We start from the raw sequence: 17,422 nt of genomic DNA, 5'->3' as shown, positions 1-17,422 counted from the left end.
ATCCATATCCACATTGGCTGGCGATCGTGGGCATGGATTGCCGGGACAAGCCCGGCAATGACAGCCGAGGTAAGGCCGATACCGGGTGCTTCGCAGGGAAATGCCGGCACCCGGCGACTCCAGCTACTCGTTGATGCCTACGACGTCCGGCGTTTCCCAGGCAAGGTGTTGGCCGCCGTCCACCGTCAGCATCTGGCCCGTCACGGAGGCGGATTCAAGCAGGAAGCGGACGCCGGCGGCGACTTCCTCGACGGTCGGCCCGCGGCGCAGGATGACGGCCTCCTGCTGGCGGCGGAAGTCGTCGGGGCTCTGGCGGACGTTGGCCAGCGTCGGGCCGGGGGCGACCGCGTTGACCCGCACGCGCGGGGCCAGGCCCTGTGCCAGCATCCGGGTCGCCGCCCACAGCGCTTCCTTGGATACCGCGTAGGAAAAGAACTGCGGCGTCGGCTTGAGGACCCGCTGGTCAAGGAGATTGACGATCGCCCCCGAGGCGGAGGCGGAGGCGGAGGCGGAGGCGGGCAGGGCGGCGGCGAACCGGCGCGCCAGCAGGACCGGCGCCCGCAGGTTGACGGCAAGCTGGCGGTCCCACAGGTCGGCCTCCACGGTTTCCGGCGAATCGGCCTCGAAGATCGAGGCGTTGTTGACCAGCGCCGTGAGCGGGCCGAGGGCCGCCTGCGCCTCGGCGATCACGCGGCGGGGGGCGTCGGGATCGGCGAGATCGCCCGAAACGGTCGCCGCATGGCCGCCCGCCGCAGCGATGCTTTCGGCCAGCGCGCGGGCGTCGTCGGCGGACCGGTTGAAGTGGATCGCCACCGAGTATCCGTGCGCGGCGAGATCGAAGGCAATGGCCCGGCCGATACGCTTTGCGGCACCGGTGACGAGCACGACTCTGGCGGTCATGGCGAAGCAGCCTTCATCCGGACGAACCTAGCGGCGGACCGCAACTCCGGCTAGTGCGAGGTGAGCGCCTCGGAGTGCTGGCCGACGACCACCGCGACGTATGCGACATAGGAGGCCACGAAGACCAGCCCGGCGATCCGGCCGATGCTGAAACGCCCGAAGACGAAAGGCACGATCACCAGCGACGCGGCGAGCATCACCCAGAGGTCGACCTTGAGCACCGCCGGGGCAAGCGGTATCGGCGCGACGACGGCGGTAACGCCCAGGATCGCCAGCAGGTTGAAGATGTTGGAGCCGATGACGTTGCCCACCGCGATGCCGGTTTCGCGGCGCAGGGCGGCCATCATCGTGGCGGCAAGCTCCGGCAGGGAGGTGCCGAGCGCGACCACCGTGAGCCCGATGGCGGCGTCAGACATGCCGAAGGCGAGGGCGATCTCCCGCGCCCCGGCGACGGTCAGGTGGGCGCCGAGCGGCAGGCCGAGCAGGCCGACGACCAGGAAGAGGAGCGGAACGAAGCGGCGACTTCCGCCCGCCGCCGCGGTATCGACCGGCGCCGCCTCCAGGTCTTCGGGTCCGTTCATGGCGTGGCGCGCCCGGGCGCCCGAGTAGACCAGGAACGCCGCCATCAGGGCGATCATCACAAGGCCTTGCCAGAGGCCGAGCGGCGCGGTCCAGGCCAGCGCGATGAAGACGAGTGTCGCGACGATCAGGAAGACGGTGTTGCGCCTCAGGCCGGGCTCGTCACAGCGGGTCGCCAGCACGATCGACGGCAGGCCGAGCACCAGGAGGACGTTGGCGATGTTGGAGCCGACGACGTTGCCAACGGCGATCCCCGGTGCGCCGGACAGCGCCGCGTCGAGACTGACCACCATTTCCGGGGCCGAGGTTCCAAGCGCAACGATGGTCAGCCCGATGATCAGGGAGGGTATGCCAAGCCGTTCGGCGATGGTGACGGCGCCGCGCACCAGCAGGTCGCCGGCGAACAGGAGAACGATCAGGCCGACGATCAGGATGAGGTACGCCAAGACGGCTCTTTCGGGCGAGACGCACCGATCCGCATCGTGCGGGCCGGACCGTTCGGACAATGGGCACCGGCGCACGGTGAAAGGCCGGCCGGCGGGTTCAGGCGTGCTCGATATAAGAAGCCGGTCGCGGATCGGAAGGCCGGGCAGGGTGGCAATGCCGCATTTTCGTCATCCCAGCTGTTCCGAATTGCCTTGAAATGGGTCTGTGAGCGCCCTCGTTCAGTCAAACTCCGGCCACTGCAGCGGAGTGATGCTCCGGGACGTTTGCCGCCACGCGGATGCGGGTCCTGCCGACAGCGACGGGGCGGCACAGGACCACAAAAGTTCAAGGGACGTTGAACAGCTCATGCTTCGTAGACCGATACGCTTCGGTGTCGCCATCCTGGCGCTCACGGCGACACCGCCCGTTCTCGCCGCCGATATCTCGGCTGCGCCGCCGCCGGCCGCGCCCGCGCCGGAGGTGGCCATCAGCCCGGACATCTTCGACTGGTCGGGGCTCTATGTCGGCGCCCATGCCGGCTACCTGTTCGGCAACTCCGACGTCGGCTTCGGGCCGCTCGGCGGCCTGTCGACCATGGGCGTGGAGACCGACGGCTTCGCCGGCGGCGGCCAGGTCGGCTTCAACTGGCAGATGGATCGCCTCGTGCTCGGCGGCGAGGCCGACCTCTCCTGGGCCAACCTGGAGGGCTCCCACACCTCGTCCGGCGGCGTCGTCCAAACCCGAGCGGACTGGCTGTCCACGGTGAGGGGCCGTGCCGGCGTCGCCTTCGACCGCGTGCTGGTCTACGGCACGGGCGGTGTCGCCTTCACGAGCATGGAGACCAGCTTCGCGGGGCCTCCCGGCTACAACTCCGACAAGCAGGGCCTGACCGGCTGGACTGCAGGCGCCGGCGTCGAATGGGCGATGACCGACAATCTGTCGCTGAAGGGCGAGTATCTCTACGTCGATTTCAGCGACGAGCCCTATCTGCTCGGCGCGCCGACCCCGACGCCGGTCGACCTGGACGGCAGCTACGTGCGCGTCGGCGTCAACTACAAGTTCAACCTGTTCTAGGAGTGCGGTCCCCGGCCGGCTGCCCCGCTTTGGGGCCCGGCCGGGACTCTCGTCGAAGCGGTCGTAAAAGAAGCGAACTTGTTCGTCCCGCCGGCGTTCCTACATAGGCCTCGTCGAGACCGCAGGAAACCTTGCCAAACCGTAAGGGTAAAGGTGGTCGGCGCGCCACGAAACGGACAGATTTCCTCGCGATTTCCGGCGAGGACGAGCCGGACGGTCGAATGCGGCGGTGAGCCGGTTCCACCGGTGGCGGATCGGGTTTCAGCCGGATCGACGCGTGCCCGGAGGATGATTGGATGTCCATTCGCGCGAACGCCCGTGCGCTGTTTCTTGCTGGCGGAACTGCCATCCTCATGGCCGCCGCGGCAGCGCCAGGTCATGCGCAAACGGTCGACCGGAACATGTTCACGCCGGCTGCCCCAGTCGTCTACGACTGGTCCGGCGTCTATGCCGGCGTCAGCGCGGGGGCGAGCTGGGATACGTTCGACACCCTGTTCGGCGTCGCGCCCGTCTCGACCAGCTTCGATCCGAGCAATTTCACCGCCGGCGCCTATGCCGGCATGAACTTCCAGAACGGTCCGTTCGTCTACGGCCTCGAACTGGACGTGAACTTCAAGACCGGCGACGACACGCAGCTCATCGCCGGCGTCCCGGTGACAGCCCAGAACGACTGGTTCTCGACCTTGCGGGGCCGGGCGGGCTATGCCTATGACCGCTACCTGTTCTACGGGACCGGCGGCCTGGCGGTGGGGGACGTGGAACTGTCGGCCCCCGGCACCTCGTTCAGCGACACCAAGGTCGGCTGGACGATCGGCGCCGGCATCGAGGCGGCAATCAACGACCGGATCACCCTGCGCGGCGAATACCTCTATACCGATCTGGGGAAAGTCGACGGGTCGCTGGGAGGCTCGCCGTTCACCACCGAGTTCGACAGCCACACGGTTCGCGCCGGCGTGACCTACAAGTTCCAGTAGGCCCGGCGCCGACTTTCGTCTTCAGCGCGACGGGGCGGATCGCGTCCGCCCAGGAGAAGGCGGCGAGCTAATTGCCGAGCCGGAAGACCTCCGGATACTGCCTTGGATCCCCTGCGCCACCGCAGCTTTCGCGGTAGCGGTACTCGATCAACGCAAAGCGGATGTCGGTCCAGCGCCAACGGGCGTAGTGGCCGCAGCCATCGACCTCGCGGTGCGGTGAGGCACTGGTGAGGACGCCTTCTTCGGGATCGTACGCGATGTCGACCAGGGTGTCGGTGCCGGTCCAGCCGTAGTCGCGGCTGTAGCGTGCAAACGACAGCGTATCGATGCCGCCGATCTCGCCGGTTTCCACGACATAGAGCCGGTAGTCGACGCGCTGGCCCGTCGCCGTGCAGGGGATCGCATAGAGCACGGCCGAATCCGACAGCCTCCCCGTCAGCGGCTGCGTGGCGGACATCAGGGTACTGTCCAGGCGCTCGCAGCCGTGCACGCCGTAGTGCTGCGTGAGCACGTTGTTGGGCAGGCCCCGCTCGCCGGTGCCGCCGTCGATCGGGGTGACGAGGCCGGCCATCGATTCGTGCGGCTCCAGGTCTACCGGCGCGGCCACCCGGCGGTTCCTGTCGAGGCGCGACTGGCGATCATCGATCCAGGCGAGTCCGTCGGCGAGGCCGGGCAGGGCGAAGACGGCAGCTGCGCTGCCGCCGGCCTCCGGCTCGTAGTAAAGCGCAGCGGACATGCCGCCCGCCATCGCTCCCAGCAATCGGCCGGCGAGCCCGGGGTTGACCAGAAACAGGTTGCCGGCTGGTCCGTAGGCCAGGAAGTCATAGCCGGGATTGAAGGTGAGCTTCGGCCCGCCGTCGACGTTCAGGGCGAAGGGATGGGTCAGATCGATCGCCGGATCGAGCGGCGTCACCAGGATCTGCCATGGCGCCCCCGCATCGGGCAGGCGGCGCAAGGCAATGACCGCGTCCTCGCCAGCCGCGCCGGTCGCCCGGTTGACCAGAACGCAGATGTTGTCGTCGGTGCATTCGGCCTGCCAGCCGCGAAACGCGGCCGTCTCGGCGGCCTCGGCAGAGGCCGCGGCGAGGAGTGCGAAGAGGCAGGCGAGCAAGCGTCGTGGCATCGGCATGGCGCGCGGGACCGGGTCGGCGGTTTCGGACGCGCGTTTGTATCAGACGGCCGGCCCGGCGGCACGCCAATGCGATGGCGGCTGCCGATTAATCGGAGTCAGCGGTTGCCGAGATAGGCCGGGTTGCCGCACATGGCGGCGTTGACCTGTGCCACCGTGCCGCTGGGCGGCGGCTCCGGCAGGCTCATGACCGGGATGTTGTCGCGCAGCGTCTCGTGGAAATGCTTCACCCCGAGCTCCAGGTCGGAGAGCAGGAAGTCGTCATAGCCCGACGAGCGCATGCCTTCGCACGACCACTTGATGAGCTGGGTGTCCTCCTGGGTGGTGATCTCGTTGATGCGCTGGTTGAGGTAGCGGGCGGCCTTCATCTCCCGCCGGTCGTCCGGCAGGGCGAAGGAGGCGCCCCAGGAGACGCTTCGGTTCGTGGTCAGCGGATAGAACTGGTAGAAGTCCACCATGTCCGGGAAGAGCTGCAGCGCCGTTCCGGTGAAGATCGAGAAGTAGACCCAGGCACGGCGGTGGCTCTCCGGCAGATGCTCGACATCCGGCAGCAGGCGCTTGTAGTTGCGCACGCTCCAGATCTTTCCCTCGCGGCTGTCCGCGAAGGTCCCGTAGGACCGGGCGATGCCGTTCTCCAGGATCTCGTCGCGATAGGTGCGGCCGTAGAGGTCCATCAGGCTGGGATGGGCGATCGGCACGTGATAGCCCTCGGCATCGACGTCGACCATCGCCTTCCAGTTCACGTCCACCTCGACCTTGTAGCGCGGGAACAGCGGCTTCATGTCCTCGATGCGGTATGGCGCGATCTCCGCCTCCACCGGCGCCATGGTCTCGGCCACCGACGGCCCGTCGCCCTTGAAGCGGATGAAGATCAGGCCGTGCCAGATCTCCATGTCGACCGGCTTGAGGCCGAGCTCTGATTTCTCGGCGGCGGGGAAGGTCTTCTCCGCGGCGCGACCGCGCAGCGAGCCGTCGGCGTTGTAGCACCAGCCGTGGAACGGGCAGACGATGCGATTGCCGCAATTGCCTGTTGGTTCGGCGACGACGCGCGAGCCGCGGTGGCGGCACAGGTTGTGGAAGGCGCGCACGGCGCCGTCCTGGCCGCGCACGATCAGGGCACGCTCGTCGACGATGTCGTGGGTAATGAAGTCGCCCGGATCCGGGATCTCGCTGACATGACCGGCAACCAGCCAGGAGCGCCGGAACATGTGCTCCATCTCCAGCTCCGTGATCTCGTCGCTCGTGTAGGTCCACGCGGGCAGGCCGCCGCGGAACTCGTCGTCGAAAAGATCGTTTCTGGCCAGCGCGTTGCGCATGATCATCAGGTCCTTGGTTTCGGTCGTGAAACGTGCATCGTCATTGGCCGGCAGGCCGCGTTACTGCGCAGACGAGGGAGGTGCGGTCGGGGCCGGCCGGAAGGAAAGACTGCCACAGTATCGCCGTTTTGTCCAGATCCTGACTGATCAATCAGTCAGTAATTGACGTCAGTGGATTGAAATTACTCGTGAAAGCACCCTATCATGAGGGTCAAAATGGTCGATAGAGCGGAGCGGTCGAAGTGGGTTTCGAAGGACGCCCGGCGACGTGACATCGTCGCCGCGGCGATCGATTCCGTCGCACGGGTCGGATTCGCCGACACGACGCTGGCGACGGTGGCGCGGGAAGCCGGCATGTCGCAGGCCAACCTGTTGTTCCACTTCAAGTCGAAGGACGCGCTGCTGGTCGAGACGCTGCGGCACGTCTCTGCGGAATTCGCCGAGACCTGGCAGTCGGCGCTGGCCAAGGCGGGGACCGATCCGCTGGCGCGGCTGCTGGCTCTCGTGGGGGCGAGCTTCTCGCCGAAGGTCTGCAATCGCAAGTCGATCGCGGTCTGGCACGCGTTTTACGGCGAGGCAAAGTCCCGGCCCCAGTACCTGAAAATTTGCGGGGCCAACGACCACGAGCGCTACGAGGCGACGACGCAGGCCTGCCGGGACCTGTTGCTGGCCGAGGGCAAGCCGCCGGACGGCGCGAGCGACATGGCCAGGATGATCGAGGGGCTGATCGACGGCCTGTGGGTCGACATCCTGATCAGTCCCGACATGGCCAACCGTTTCGAGGCACAGCGAATCGTGCTGCTCCAGCTGCGCATCCTGGTGCCCGATCGCGCCGCCGACATCGACGCCTGGGAAGCGGCGAACGCCAGGAGGCGGGCTCCCGCACCGTAACGGCGGCGGGTCCATCCGGTCCCGGCAGTGCCCAAATGCCACGGCCGTGCGCCAATGCGCCGCGCGGGCCCGGAAATTCCCTCTCGTTGCTTGACCCGGCCCACGTCGCTGCGCATCCTTGCCCGACAATTGTAACGGGGAGGCCTGAATGGTGCGTTTCGCCGCTGTCGCAGCCTGTGCTGTCGTCGCGAGCCTTGGTGCGTTCGCGCTCAGCGGTATCGGTGCGCCCGCCGCCGCGGACAACTTCCTGTTCCTGTACGATGCCCATCGCAACGCGCCCTGGAACGGGCCGGAGTGCGACGAGCCGTCCGTGCTGAGCGCCATCACGGCGCGCTTCGACCAGACCGAGGCGGAATACTGGCATACCGGCGTCCGGATGGCCGACATCACGGAAGCCCGCGAGACGGCGTTCCGCGACTGGGATCCCACGATCATCGCCCGGCGCTACTGCACCGGCACCGCCTATCTGACCGACGGCAACCGCTACAATCTGGTTTACTGGCTGCGCAGCGAGCAGGGCTTCGCCGGGGTCGGCTGGGGGGTGCAGTACTGCCTGGTCGGCCGCGATCGCGACTACTCCTACGCGCCGGCCTGCAAGATGCTGCGCCCGCTCTGAGCGGGGCGGCCGTCCGAAAGCCTGGCTCCGGGGTGCGAGCCGGTGCGTAGCGCGTGCCGCCCTATGGCATTGCTTGCCGCCGCAGTCTTCTGGCTGGCCGGTCCAGTCGCTGCACGGGCCGGGCAGGATGTCCCCGGCGATTTCGATTTCTACGTCCTCGCGCTGTCCTGGTCGCCGTCCTATTGCGAGGCAGAAGGCGACAGGGCAGACCGGTTCCAGTGCGCCGGCGGGCGGCCGTACCATTTCGTCGTGCACGGGCTGTGGCCGCAATACGAGCGCGGCTGGCCGCAATACTGCAGGCCGGCCGGGGCGCCGCCGTCGGAACCGATGGTGCGCGCGATGCTCGATATCATGCCGAGTCCGGGCCTGGTGCGGCACGAATGGGACAAGCACGGCACCTGCGCGGGCCTGCCGGTCGAGGGATATTTCGAAACGCTGAGGAAAGCCCGCGGCAAGGTCAGGATACCGCCGGCGTTCGAGGGCATCGCCGCATACACCATGGTGACGCCGGCGGACGTGGAAACCGCGTTCCGCACCGCCAATCCCGGCATCGCCGCAGACGCGATCGCGGTGACCTGCGACAGCCGGCGCCTGCGGGAAGTGCGGATCTGCCTGACGAAGTCCCTCGAGTACCGGTCCTGCGAGGAGGTCGATCGCAAGTCCTGCCGCCTGCAGCGCGCCGTGATGCCGCCGGCCCGCGGCGGCTAGATTCCGAAACGTCCCCGCCCCGCCATCGCAGGCGGGGGTGCGTGTTTCGCGGCTCCGGCCGGTTGTGATAAGACGGCCATATTGTGGGCGTAGGCGGTTCCGCCCAACGCCGGAACAGGCATTCCGGTGACGAAGGATACTCCCGGGGCGAACGCGGAAGCGCTGCTTCCGATCCGGGAGGAGACCATGGAGGCCCGTCGTGCCGTCGACCGCCCGTATCGAGACCATTCAGGACCGTCCGGACACGCTGATGTCCTATCCCGACGCGCAGACGGCGGCGCTGGCGCTTCGGCCGGACGAGCCGGTCTACTGCTTCCGCCCGGATCAACTGGCAGCGGACGCCGAGGCGTTCCGCACCGCGTTTCCGGGCCGCACGGCGTATGCCGTCAAGACCAATCCGCATCCGCTGATCCTGGGCGGCGTCGCCGGCGCCGGGATCGACGCCTTCGACGTCGCCTCGCGGGAGGAGTTCCGGCTGGCGCGTGAAGCGGCCCCCCGCGCCGACCTGTTCTACATGCATCCGGTCAAGCCGGCGTCCTCGATCCGGGCAGGTCTTGCCGAGTACGGCATCCGCCACATGGCCGTCGATCACGAGAACGAGGTCGCCAAGATCCTGCGAGAGGCGCGGGCGGCGGGCATCGATGCCTCCGAACTGACGCTGTTCGTCCGGCTGGCCACGAAAGGGCACGCGGTCTACGAACTCTCCCGCAAGTTCGGCGCGGCACCGGGCCATGCCGTCGAACTCCTGCAGCGCGTGGCGAGGCTCGGCGCGCAGGCCGGCCTCTGCTTCCATGTCGGCAGCCAGGTGCTGCAGCCCGACGCCTACGAGCAGGCGCTGAAGACGGCACAGTGGATCCGCAGCCGGGCGGGCGTGCCCCTGGCGGCGCTCGACATCGGCGGCGGCTATCCGGCCCGCTACGGACGCGACCCCAAGCACGACGCCTTTCCGGTGCCGAGCCCGGGCGAACTGCTGCCGAGCATCCTGCGCGCCGTCGACCTGGCCGGATTCAGCGACATTCCGCTGATCGCAGAGCCGGGCCGCGCCATCGTCGCGCGCTCGCTTTCGGTGATCGTGCGCGTGCTGCTGCGCAAGGGCCAGCGCCTGTATATCAACGACGGCATCTGGGCGAGCCTGTCGGATTCGTGGACGGGAAAGCTGACGCTGCCGGTCCAGCTGATCGCAGAGCCGGACCGGCTGCGGCCGAAGGGCGATCCCGACAGGATCGTACCGTTCCGGATCATGGGCGCGACCTGCGACTCCGTCGACATCCTGTCGCGGCCGTTCTGGCTGCCGGAGACGGTCAAGACAGGCGACTGGATCGAGGTCGGCCACATCGGCGCCTACTCGCTGTCGCTGAGGACCGACTTCAACGGGCTCTACCCGGATACCTTCATCACCGTCGCGGCGCCGTTTAGCGCCTGACAAGGCAAGCCTACCGGCCGGCTGCCGGCTCCGTGAGCAGGCTTGCGACGGGGCAAGGCGTGGCGGATATCGCCCAGGAGGTGTTGTTGAGGACGGTGGAGCAGGTGGCGAGCGTGCCGCGGATGCACGCGGACTCACCGATGCCGAAATCCCTGCCGTCGAAGCGACAGGTGCAGTTCACGTTGGGGCGCAAGACGTGCCCGGAATCCTGAGCCGCCAGAACGGCGGGGGCGGGAGGAGCTGTTCCGTCGCCGGCGCGACTTTCCCCGGTTCCGGCGAAGAACGCCGAAACGACGTTAGTGGCGACGATGCACCAAGTATGTCGCGAAGCTATCCCATCAGGGACAGGCTAGCAAAGTTCGCGCGATTTCCCCAGCGGGAATATACGGCAGTCGTCGCAACGAAACTCGGCCCGAGCCGCTGCCCGGGCCGAGACAGCACACCGTCTCAGCCGGCGATCTGCAGGTTGACGGCCTTGGGCCCCTTGCCGCGCTTGTCCGGTTCCGTCTCGAAGGACACGCGCGACCCCTGGTCGATGGGGGGAATGCCGGAACGTTCGACGTCGGAGATGTGCACGAACACATCCTTGTCGCCCTCGTCCGGCGTGATGAACCCAAAACCCTTGGACTGATTGAAGAACTTTACTGTGCCGGTCTGGCGCATGGCAGCCTCCTTTCCCGAAGCTTGCCGGCCGCTTCGCTTGCGGCCGGACTAGAATGAGGCTGGCGAACAGGTTTCATCGGGATAGGTGTTCCGCGCGGCAGGTAGCACGTCGTAGTCCAATCCGGTAGTCCGATCAGCCGCCTCAATCACTTTTGATGACGGATGGCACTGGCATTGGCAAGCAAATTTACAATGACATCTCCGGGCCAGCTAACTCAAGGTCAAGTTTTGCCTATTTCTGAGGCAGATCGATGACGTATTGCTTACGGGTTGTCTCCACGACCTCCCACGTGCCGGTGAAGCCGGGCCGGAGGACGAATGCGTCGCCGGCGCGCACGGTGACGGATCCACCGTCGTCGTCGCTGATCACGGAGACACCGGAAATGATGGAACAGAATTCCCACTCGTCGTAGGCGATCCGCCATGTCCCCGGCGTCGCCTCCCAGACCCCGGCGAAGCGCCGGCCGTCCCCGCTCTCGTCGACGTTCCAGGTGGTAAAGCGCGGCGATCCGCTGACGACCCTGTCGGCCGGCGGCTGGTCGTGCTCCGGCGTGACCGCGGAGATGTCGAAGGAAACCAGAAGCGGGTTCATCAAGCGGAAGCCTCCAAGCCTGCGCGGGCGCGCCGAGTGACCCGGCGGCGCTGCCGGTTGCCATCGAGCCCGCCAAGCCTACAGCGCCGGCACACCGGACGATAGCCGTGCAGCACGCCTCGCGCCCCTTTCGTCGGGCGGCGCCATCGGCTAGTCACGGAGACGAGCAGCCTCCGGCGCCATGCATACGCAGTACAGGAAGCCCCGATGCCCAATCTTCGCGCAGCGATCGTCCCCGTCACGCCGTTCCAGCAGAACTGCACCCTGGTGTTCGACGAAGAGACCAGGCGGGGGATCGTCATCGATCCGGGCGGCGACCTGCCGCTGATCAAGAACGCCGTCGCGGAGTTCGGCGTCGTGATAGACGCCATCGTCCTGACCCATGGCCACGTCGACCATGCCAGCGGTGCCGACGAGCTGCGCGCCGACCTCGGCGTGGAGGTGATCGGTCCGCACGAGGCGGACAAGCCGTTCCTCGACAGCCTGGCCGAGCAAGGGGCGGCCTATGGCATAGAGGGTGCGCGCAACGTGGTGCCCGACCGGTGGCTGCGCGAGGGCGACACGATAGATATCGCGGGAGTGACGTTCGACGTCCTGCACTGCCCCGGCCACAGCCCGGGGTCGGTCGTCTTCGTCAACAAGGAGATGAAGTTCGCACTCGTCGGCGACGTCCTGTTCCGCGGTTCGATCGGTCGACCGGACCTTCCCGGGGGAGATCTGCAAACGCTGCTACGGTCGATCCGCGAGAAACTGTTTCCACTCGGCGACGAGGTGTCTTTCCTGTGCGGCCACGGGCCGGGAAGCACGATCGGCGAGGAACGCCGGACCAATCCCTATGCGGGAGAGAACGCGCCGACCTGACCCGGCGCTGCTTCGATCGGGCGGTCCGTCAGGAACAGCCGGCGCCCGGCTTCTGCCCGACGACGGTAACGCGCACGGCGGCGGTGCCCGCCGATATGAAGCCGAGTTGCGCGGCCGCCGCCTTGCTCACATCGACGACACGGCCGCGCACGAACGGCCCGCGGTCGTTGACGCGGACCTCGACGGAGCGCCCGTTGCCGAGGTTCTCCACGCGGATGCGGGTGCCGAAGGGCAGGGTGCGGTGGGCGGCGTGGAAGGCATTCGGATTGGCACGCTCGCCGGAGGCGGTGCGGCTTGTCATCGCATACCACGAGGCGCGTCCGCATTCGGACGCATGCGACTCCAACGGAAACAGCGCGAAAAGGCTCGCAGCAGCGACAGTCGCCGCCGCGGCGCGGATGAAGAACGCGGACATTTTCCCTGACCTCCGACGTGATCCCCCGAGACCTGTCAAAGTCGGATTGGCCGGAAAAAGACGGCAAGAATGGGGCGGGGAGGGCAATCGCGGCAAATCCGCAGGCCAGCGGAGCCGCGCCTGGCGCGTTCAGGCAGCGACGCCCATCAGGCGCAGGCTGACGGCGACCGCCAGCCAGCTCGCCATCCACAGCAGCGTCCCGCCTGTCGCACCGGCGACGATGCCGGTGATGCGCCATCGTGGCGATATCGCCGCACCCGCCAGCCCGCCGGCCAGAAGACACGGCCAGCCGAGCCACAATGCCAGCTGCAACCCGTAGGCCGACATCGCGTCGAAGAGGGCGGCGTTCATTTCGGTGCAACCTGCCGGGCCGGCCGACTACTCGGAGCAGCGGTCGTCGATGGTGGTGCGCCAGTCCGAATAGGCCAGGTCGAGCTGTCCGACCTGGTCGTCCCGTGCGAAGCCGGTCATGCAGCTTCCATAGACCACCCGGGCCGTGTCGATTGCGGCCAGATGGGTGCGATAGGCAACGCAGCGTTCGGCCGGTCCGGCCTCAGCGACGTCGGCCAGCCGGGTCAGGCTGGCGCCGAAACCGCGGTGGACCTGTGCGATGCTCTCGGCGCAGCTTCCGGAAGCCCCGGCTGCCGGACCGGTCGCCGCGTCCGTAGGAACCGGCGCCAGGGCCATGGTGAGGGTCAGGCCGCCGCCGAGGAGGGCGGCGGTTACGGCGGCCAGGACGAAGGGGCGAGGGGTGCGGCGGTCGCTCATGATCGGGTCCGTGTGACGAAGCGTTCGGGCGGTGGGGAGGCGCCGCTATCGGGCGCCTCGAGGGTTGCTAGTTCGAAGAGCAGTCCTGGGAAATGCGGTCGGTGATCTGGCTGATGGAGCCTTCGGTGAAGTCGATGCGTTGTACCCTTTCGGTACCTGTAGCGCACCGCTTGTAGAAGTTGCGGGCGGCAAGCATGAAGCGGACCTGACCGTGCATCGCTTCGCAGTCGGCAGAGCCGGCTTCGTCGAGCCCGTTCTCGAAGGTCATCGATACGTTGGAGAGCTTTCCTTCGATCTTGTCGAGGTGCGCCTGGCAGACGGGAGATTCGATGTAGCCGGCCATCGTCAGTCCCGGCATGGCGGCAAGGGCAACCGCGAGCGAGACGGTTGCGGAAAACTCGCGAAGCCCGGAAATGCGGGCGGTCGTGCCGTGACGAGCGGCGTCGTTCATCGTCAAATTTCGGGTCCGTCGGGAAAAAATATCTGCGGCGAGCATCTTTGGAGCTCCCAAATCTCGTTCCAGCCCTGTCAATTCCCAGCCGGCTCACGATAACGATGAGCCGTTGCGATTTCCCTTATGCCGGGTCCGGATTTCATCCGTATTGCAGTCCCTGTTTCAATCATTTCACGGTCGTCAACGAAGGCGGTCGGCCGTTTCGGGTCATGTTCTTTCCACCCCTCCCGGCCCTGCCGTCAGATCGGAAACAATCAGGATGTGTTACTGAAACGCCAAGGCTGCGGAGAAGTTCGATCGCGAGGGGGCGAAACAGATCGCCTGGCGATTTTCGGCGGCCGCGACTGCGCAGTCGCGGCCGCCCATGAGGTCCCGGCGTTTCCCGGTGCGAGCTCACCGGCAGAAATGATACCGGCCGTCGTAGCCGTAGAAGTATCCGGTGTTCGGGTTGAAGCTGTTGTACTTCGCCGAGCAGTAGCTGTACCAGGCCGGCGACCACGGCGCCGGCGGGCCGTAGTAGTAGGTTCCGCCGTAGGGGTACGGGTTGGCTTGTGCCATCGTCGATCCGATGATCGCGCCGGCGGCAAGACCGATGAAGCCCGCCGCGGCGGCCGCACCGTTGTTGTGGTTCCAGCCGGCGTTCGCCGAGGCGGGGACTGCCGCGGCGCCGACGGCGACGATGAGGCCGGCGGCGGCGAGGGTCTTCCAGGTCCGTTTCATGACAATTCTCCTGTCACGTCTGCGGACGGTGCGCCGGGCCTTGCGTCTTGCGTGCCTTCGAACGCCTCCGTCTCATGGGACGTGTTCTGACAGGCGGCGGCTGAACCGTGCCTGAACGGCACGTTCACCCTAACGTTCATGCGGATGGATCGACGGCGGGCACAAATGGCGCGGCCCCGGCGAGGGGCCGCGCCGCGAGTGCGGGACAGGTCAGCAGTAGCTGGGCTGGGCTGCGCAGGTGTCCTGCATGATCTTGCCGATGTTGCCGGCGCCGTAGCCGCCATAGTCGCTGCCGGAGAACTCCTTGTTCTGTCCGAAGTAGGAGGCTCCCTGGCGATTGTAGCCCTTGGTGGTGGACCCGTAGCTCGTCACGCCGACGACGGCCTGGCTGGTCTTGTTGCCGAGCGAGGCGGCACTCGAGACGCTTGGCTTGGTGCCAAAATTGGTCAGCCAGGGACCTCCGCTCGATCCGCCCGTCTGGGCGGAGCCGATCTGCGTGTTCTTGAGACTGCCGGAGCTGTAGTACCAACCCACCGCGTCCGTGCGGATCATCTGATAGCCGCTGTCGAAGGCGAGGGGATAGCCGAGCTGGGTGATCTGCACGGTCGTCTTGTTGCCGAGGAAGGACGACTTCTTGAAGGAGTAGCCGTTCCAGCCGTAGGCATACCAGCCGACGACGTTGCCGGGATACTGGCCGTCGCGGGTATTCAGCACGACGGTGGCGATGTCGTTGTTGCAGACGACGCCGGCCTGCGTGCAGGTGTCGGTGCCCGCATAGTACGAGGTCGGGACGCGCAACTGACGATGCGAGTAGTAGCCGTACGGCGCGCCGTTCTGGGCATAGTTGGCGGGATACCAGCGCACTTCGTCGGCCCAGCCCTCGGCGCGGTCGCCGTAGTTGAAGATGCAGTGGGCGGCGGTGATCAGGACGCCCTTCTTCACCAGCGAGGCGGTGCAGACGTACCAGCTGTCGCCCCAGCGCGCCCAGAGCTTGCCGGTTGCCCGGTAGGGGTAGCTGGTGACGGGGGTCTTGGCGTTCGTCGTCGACGACCCAAGTGCACCGACTGCGACGCGGGCGGTGGTGTAGGGCGCGGTGGAGCTGCCGAATGCCTCGGGCTCGGAGAGATTCGCGGCGTCGGATTCGGCATTCGCGCCCACCGAGGCGCCGGAGACACCCGGTTTGCCCCTGATGCGGCCGCCGGTGGCCAGTTCGGCGGCTTCCTCGAAGAGGTCGGAACTGACCAGCGGCATCTTGCTCTGTTGCGGGCCCTTGGGCAGCGGCAGGCTGGATTCGCCCGCCGGACGCTCCGGCGAGGAGGACGTGCGCGCGGCCTGCTGGGCGAGAGCCGCGCCGGAACCGAGTATGCAGGTGGAAAGCGCAAGCGCAGACAGCGCCGAGGCTAAACGCAAGGCTATCGTCATCGTTGTTTTCCTGGTCTGGGTGATGCGAAAAGTCAGAAAGCGGGCAGGCAATAGAGTTTACAACGCCGGCTTTCTTCGCGGAGTGTGCTCCCCTCGCCGCACGGCGGCAACGCCGTGAATGCGACGTGCGTCAGGTCGCTTTTCTGGTGGTTGGCGTCGCACTCGCGGGTGGAGGAAACGCCGCGACGCGGCCCGTGCATCGGCGCGCACGAAAAAACGCGGCCCCGTAACGGGGCCGCGCGCTTCGACTGAAATAGGTAGTCTCAGCAATAAGTGGGATTGACGGCGCAGCGCCCCGGCATCGACCTGCCGGAGGCGGTCCGGCCGCCAAGGTTCAAACCCGGAAAATAGAGGTTCCCGCCTCGGCGCGCCGCGCCGGCAGCGCGGTCTGCGCCTGTCGGTGCACGCAATCCAGCCGAGCGGCTGGCGACAGAAGATGGGGGGATCGAAGAAAGAAAATCTGTGCAACTCGATGGATGCTTCGCAATCAATACTGTCATGCAGCTTGTTTGCATCTTTCATCCATCCAAGGCCGTCTGGACAATTCAATCCAGTTTCAGTAGTCGTCGATCGTTTCCGATCTGCTACGTTAAGTAAGGTTAGCCCAGGGGATTCAGGCCGACAACGATATCTCTGTTGCGTCGTGGTAACATTTGTTTCGTCGGTTTAGGTCGTGTAACAATTGTTTCAGCAGGGTTTCGATTGTTGGCAGGCTATTGAAATTCCCGGGCGAGCCTCCAACAGATACCAATCTGAGGTAGCAGTGGGCGCGCGCGATTCGACACGCGGGGCCCTTTCGGCAGGCAGGAGGGATCAATGAGGACAATGCGCTGCATCGTGATGCTGCTCCTGGGGGCGGCGGCGGCAAGCATTGCCGGCAACAGCCGGGCCGCATCGTTCGATTGCGCCAAGGCCGCGACGCCGACGGAGCACGCGATCTGCGAGCATCCGCAACTCTCGCAGCTCGATGACCAGGCGGCCGGCCTCTACTACTCGCTGATCTCCGGCGGGACGGCCGTCAAGAACGGCAGCGTCGCGGAGGTCAGGTCGTCGCAGCAGCAGTTTCTGGCTCGGCGCGACGCCTGCGGCGCCGACTACCAGTGCCTGATCGGTGCCTATACAGACCAGATCATGTTCCTGAAGGCTGCCGCCGGCGAAGGAATGTGAGGGGCGCGGGCGCCGGAACCCAGCGTCAGTCGGGCAGACCCCGCTTCAGGTCGTCGAGGGTGAGCACCGGCGCGATTTCGATGTGGGCGTCGAGCGCGGCGAACATCGGCTCGTTGTACTTCGTCAGGTTGGCCTGATCAGTCTCTTCGAAGAAGACGTAACCGCCGCGTTCGCCGTCGATCATGGTGAAATAGGCCGCCTTCGGCACCGGTGGCTTCGACCAGCTTCTCGATCGCCCGTCCGATGCTGCCGTCCGCGGCGGCTTCATTGCCGCGCTCGACCGGGATGGAGAACTTGAGCATCAGTCGCATCTGTCCGTCTCCT

21 protein-coding genes are annotated in these 17,422 nt (G+C 66.7%); 8 read left to right on the top strand and 13 right to left on the bottom strand.

Features of this window, described 5'->3' with window-relative positions:
* Positions 1 to 123: 123 nt before the first annotated feature.
* Positions 124 to 900, bottom strand: coding sequence for an SDR family oxidoreductase (locus V3328_RS11970; RefSeq protein WP_340329890.1), 777 nt, complete (start codon positions 898 to 900; stop codon positions 124 to 126).
* A gap of 50 nt (positions 901 to 950) precedes the next feature.
* Positions 951 to 1,925: a calcium/sodium antiporter gene (locus V3328_RS11965; RefSeq protein WP_340329889.1), complete on the bottom strand. Its 975-nt coding sequence runs from the start codon at positions 1,923 to 1,925 to the stop codon at positions 951 to 953.
* Between the two features lie 346 nt (positions 1,926 to 2,271).
* Here V3328_RS11965 and V3328_RS11960 point away from each other — a divergent pair, with 346 nt between their 5' ends.
* Together V3328_RS11960 and V3328_RS11955 are read left to right on the top strand one after the other, a co-directional pair.
* The gene (locus tag V3328_RS11960; protein WP_340329888.1) at positions 2,272 to 2,979 is read left to right on the top strand and encodes an outer membrane protein; all 708 of its coding nucleotides are present in this window, start codon (positions 2,272 to 2,274) and stop codon (positions 2,977 to 2,979) included.
* Between the two features lie 296 nt (positions 2,980 to 3,275).
* On the top strand, positions 3,276 to 3,953 hold the full coding sequence (locus V3328_RS11955) for an outer membrane protein (RefSeq protein ID WP_340329887.1): 678 nt from the start codon (positions 3,276 to 3,278) through the stop codon (positions 3,951 to 3,953).
* Positions 3,954 to 4,020: 67 nt separating this feature from the next.
* On the opposite strand, the gene V3328_RS11950 is transcribed toward V3328_RS11955, so the two are convergent.
* Both V3328_RS11950 and V3328_RS11945 read right to left on the bottom strand, forming a co-directional pair.
* Complete coding sequence (locus tag V3328_RS11950) at positions 4,021 to 5,076, bottom strand: DUF1176 domain-containing protein (RefSeq protein WP_340329886.1); 1,056 nt, start codon at positions 5,074 to 5,076, stop codon at positions 4,021 to 4,023.
* A 104-nt stretch (positions 5,077 to 5,180) separates the two neighbouring features.
* Positions 5,181 to 6,404 carry an aromatic ring-hydroxylating oxygenase subunit alpha gene (locus tag V3328_RS11945; protein WP_340329885.1) on the bottom strand — a complete coding sequence of 408 codons (1,224 nt, stop codon included), beginning with the start codon at positions 6,402 to 6,404 and terminating at the stop codon, positions 5,181 to 5,183.
* 210 nt (positions 6,405 to 6,614) lie between these two features.
* Here V3328_RS11945 and V3328_RS11940 point away from each other — a divergent pair, with 210 nt between their 5' ends.
* The 4 genes from V3328_RS11940 to V3328_RS11925 all read left to right on the top strand — a co-directional run bounded on the left by V3328_RS11940 (position 6,615) and on the right by V3328_RS11925 (position 10,036).
* Positions 6,615 to 7,289 carry a TetR family transcriptional regulator C-terminal domain-containing protein gene (locus tag V3328_RS11940; protein WP_340329884.1) on the top strand — a complete coding sequence of 225 codons (675 nt, stop codon included), beginning with the start codon at positions 6,615 to 6,617 and terminating at the stop codon, positions 7,287 to 7,289.
* Between the two features lie 148 nt (positions 7,290 to 7,437).
* Positions 7,438 to 7,905 carry a hypothetical protein gene (locus V3328_RS11935; RefSeq protein ID WP_340329883.1) on the top strand — a complete coding sequence of 156 codons (468 nt, stop codon included), beginning with the start codon at positions 7,438 to 7,440 and terminating at the stop codon, positions 7,903 to 7,905.
* A 63-nt stretch (positions 7,906 to 7,968) separates the two neighbouring features.
* On the top strand, positions 7,969 to 8,613 hold the full coding sequence (locus tag V3328_RS11930; protein WP_340329882.1) for a ribonuclease T2 family protein: 645 nt from the start codon (positions 7,969 to 7,971) through the stop codon (positions 8,611 to 8,613).
* A 247-nt stretch (positions 8,614 to 8,860) separates the two neighbouring features.
* A complete protein-coding gene (locus V3328_RS11925; protein ID WP_378759364.1) occupies positions 8,861 to 10,036 on the top strand; it encodes an alanine racemase in 1,176 nt (391 codons plus the stop codon).
* 447 nt (positions 10,037 to 10,483) lie between these two features.
* Here the strand turns inward: V3328_RS11925 and V3328_RS11920 are convergent, their stop codons facing one another.
* Entirely contained in the window at positions 10,484 to 10,699 is a 216-nt protein-coding gene (locus V3328_RS11920) for a cold-shock protein (protein ID WP_340329881.1), read from the bottom strand.
* A 232-nt stretch (positions 10,700 to 10,931) separates the two neighbouring features.
* Positions 10,932 to 11,291 (bottom strand): cupin domain-containing protein, encoded by a 360-nt coding sequence (locus V3328_RS11915; RefSeq protein ID WP_340329880.1) that lies wholly within the window; start codon positions 11,289 to 11,291, stop codon positions 10,932 to 10,934.
* A gap of 207 nt (positions 11,292 to 11,498) precedes the next feature.
* Between V3328_RS11915 and V3328_RS11910 the strand changes: the two genes are divergently transcribed.
* Positions 11,499 to 12,152, top strand: a complete 654-nt coding sequence (locus V3328_RS11910; protein WP_340329879.1) for an MBL fold metallo-hydrolase — start codon at positions 11,499 to 11,501, stop codon at positions 12,150 to 12,152.
* A gap of 28 nt (positions 12,153 to 12,180) precedes the next feature.
* Here V3328_RS11910 and V3328_RS11905 read toward each other — a convergent pair whose 3' ends face one another.
* The 6 genes from V3328_RS11905 to V3328_RS11880 all read right to left on the bottom strand — a co-directional run bounded on the left by V3328_RS11905 (position 12,181) and on the right by V3328_RS11880 (position 15,931).
* Positions 12,181 to 12,567, bottom strand: a complete 387-nt coding sequence (locus V3328_RS11905) for a septal ring lytic transglycosylase RlpA family protein (RefSeq protein WP_340329878.1) — start codon at positions 12,565 to 12,567, stop codon at positions 12,181 to 12,183.
* Positions 12,568 to 12,696: 129 nt separating this feature from the next.
* On the bottom strand, positions 12,697 to 12,918 hold the full coding sequence (locus tag V3328_RS11900) for a hypothetical protein (protein ID WP_340329877.1): 222 nt from the start codon (positions 12,916 to 12,918) through the stop codon (positions 12,697 to 12,699).
* Positions 12,919 to 12,945: 27 nt separating this feature from the next.
* On the bottom strand, positions 12,946 to 13,335 hold the full coding sequence (locus V3328_RS11895) for a hypothetical protein (RefSeq protein WP_340329876.1): 390 nt from the start codon (positions 13,333 to 13,335) through the stop codon (positions 12,946 to 12,948).
* A gap of 67 nt (positions 13,336 to 13,402) precedes the next feature.
* Positions 13,403 to 13,786, bottom strand: a complete 384-nt coding sequence (locus V3328_RS11890) for a hypothetical protein (protein WP_340329875.1) — start codon at positions 13,784 to 13,786, stop codon at positions 13,403 to 13,405.
* Between the two features lie 396 nt (positions 13,787 to 14,182).
* Positions 14,183 to 14,509, bottom strand: a complete 327-nt coding sequence (locus V3328_RS11885) for a BA14K family protein (protein WP_340329874.1) — start codon at positions 14,507 to 14,509, stop codon at positions 14,183 to 14,185.
* A gap of 210 nt (positions 14,510 to 14,719) precedes the next feature.
* Positions 14,720 to 15,931 (bottom strand): trypsin-like serine peptidase, encoded by a 1,212-nt coding sequence (locus tag V3328_RS11880; protein ID WP_340329873.1) that lies wholly within the window; start codon positions 15,929 to 15,931, stop codon positions 14,720 to 14,722.
* 816 nt (positions 15,932 to 16,747) lie between these two features.
* Here V3328_RS11880 and V3328_RS11875 point away from each other — a divergent pair.
* The gene (locus V3328_RS11875; protein ID WP_340329872.1) at positions 16,748 to 17,098 is read left to right on the top strand and encodes a lysozyme inhibitor LprI family protein; all 351 of its coding nucleotides are present in this window, start codon (positions 16,748 to 16,750) and stop codon (positions 17,096 to 17,098) included.
* A 25-nt stretch (positions 17,099 to 17,123) separates the two neighbouring features.
* Here the strand turns inward: V3328_RS11875 and V3328_RS11870 are convergent, their stop codons facing one another.
* The gene (locus tag V3328_RS11870) at positions 17,124 to 17,366 is read right to left on the bottom strand and encodes a hypothetical protein (protein WP_340329871.1); all 243 of its coding nucleotides are present in this window, start codon (positions 17,364 to 17,366) and stop codon (positions 17,124 to 17,126) included.
* Between the last annotated feature and the right edge of the window lie 56 nt (positions 17,367 to 17,422).

It is taken from the genome of Microbaculum marinum, assembly GCF_037855135.1.
Lineage (GTDB): Bacteria > Pseudomonadota > Alphaproteobacteria > Rhizobiales > Tepidamorphaceae > Microbaculum > Microbaculum marinum.
Note: the sequence above shows the minus strand (reverse complement) of the source record. Positions and strands in the feature narration are given on the sequence as shown.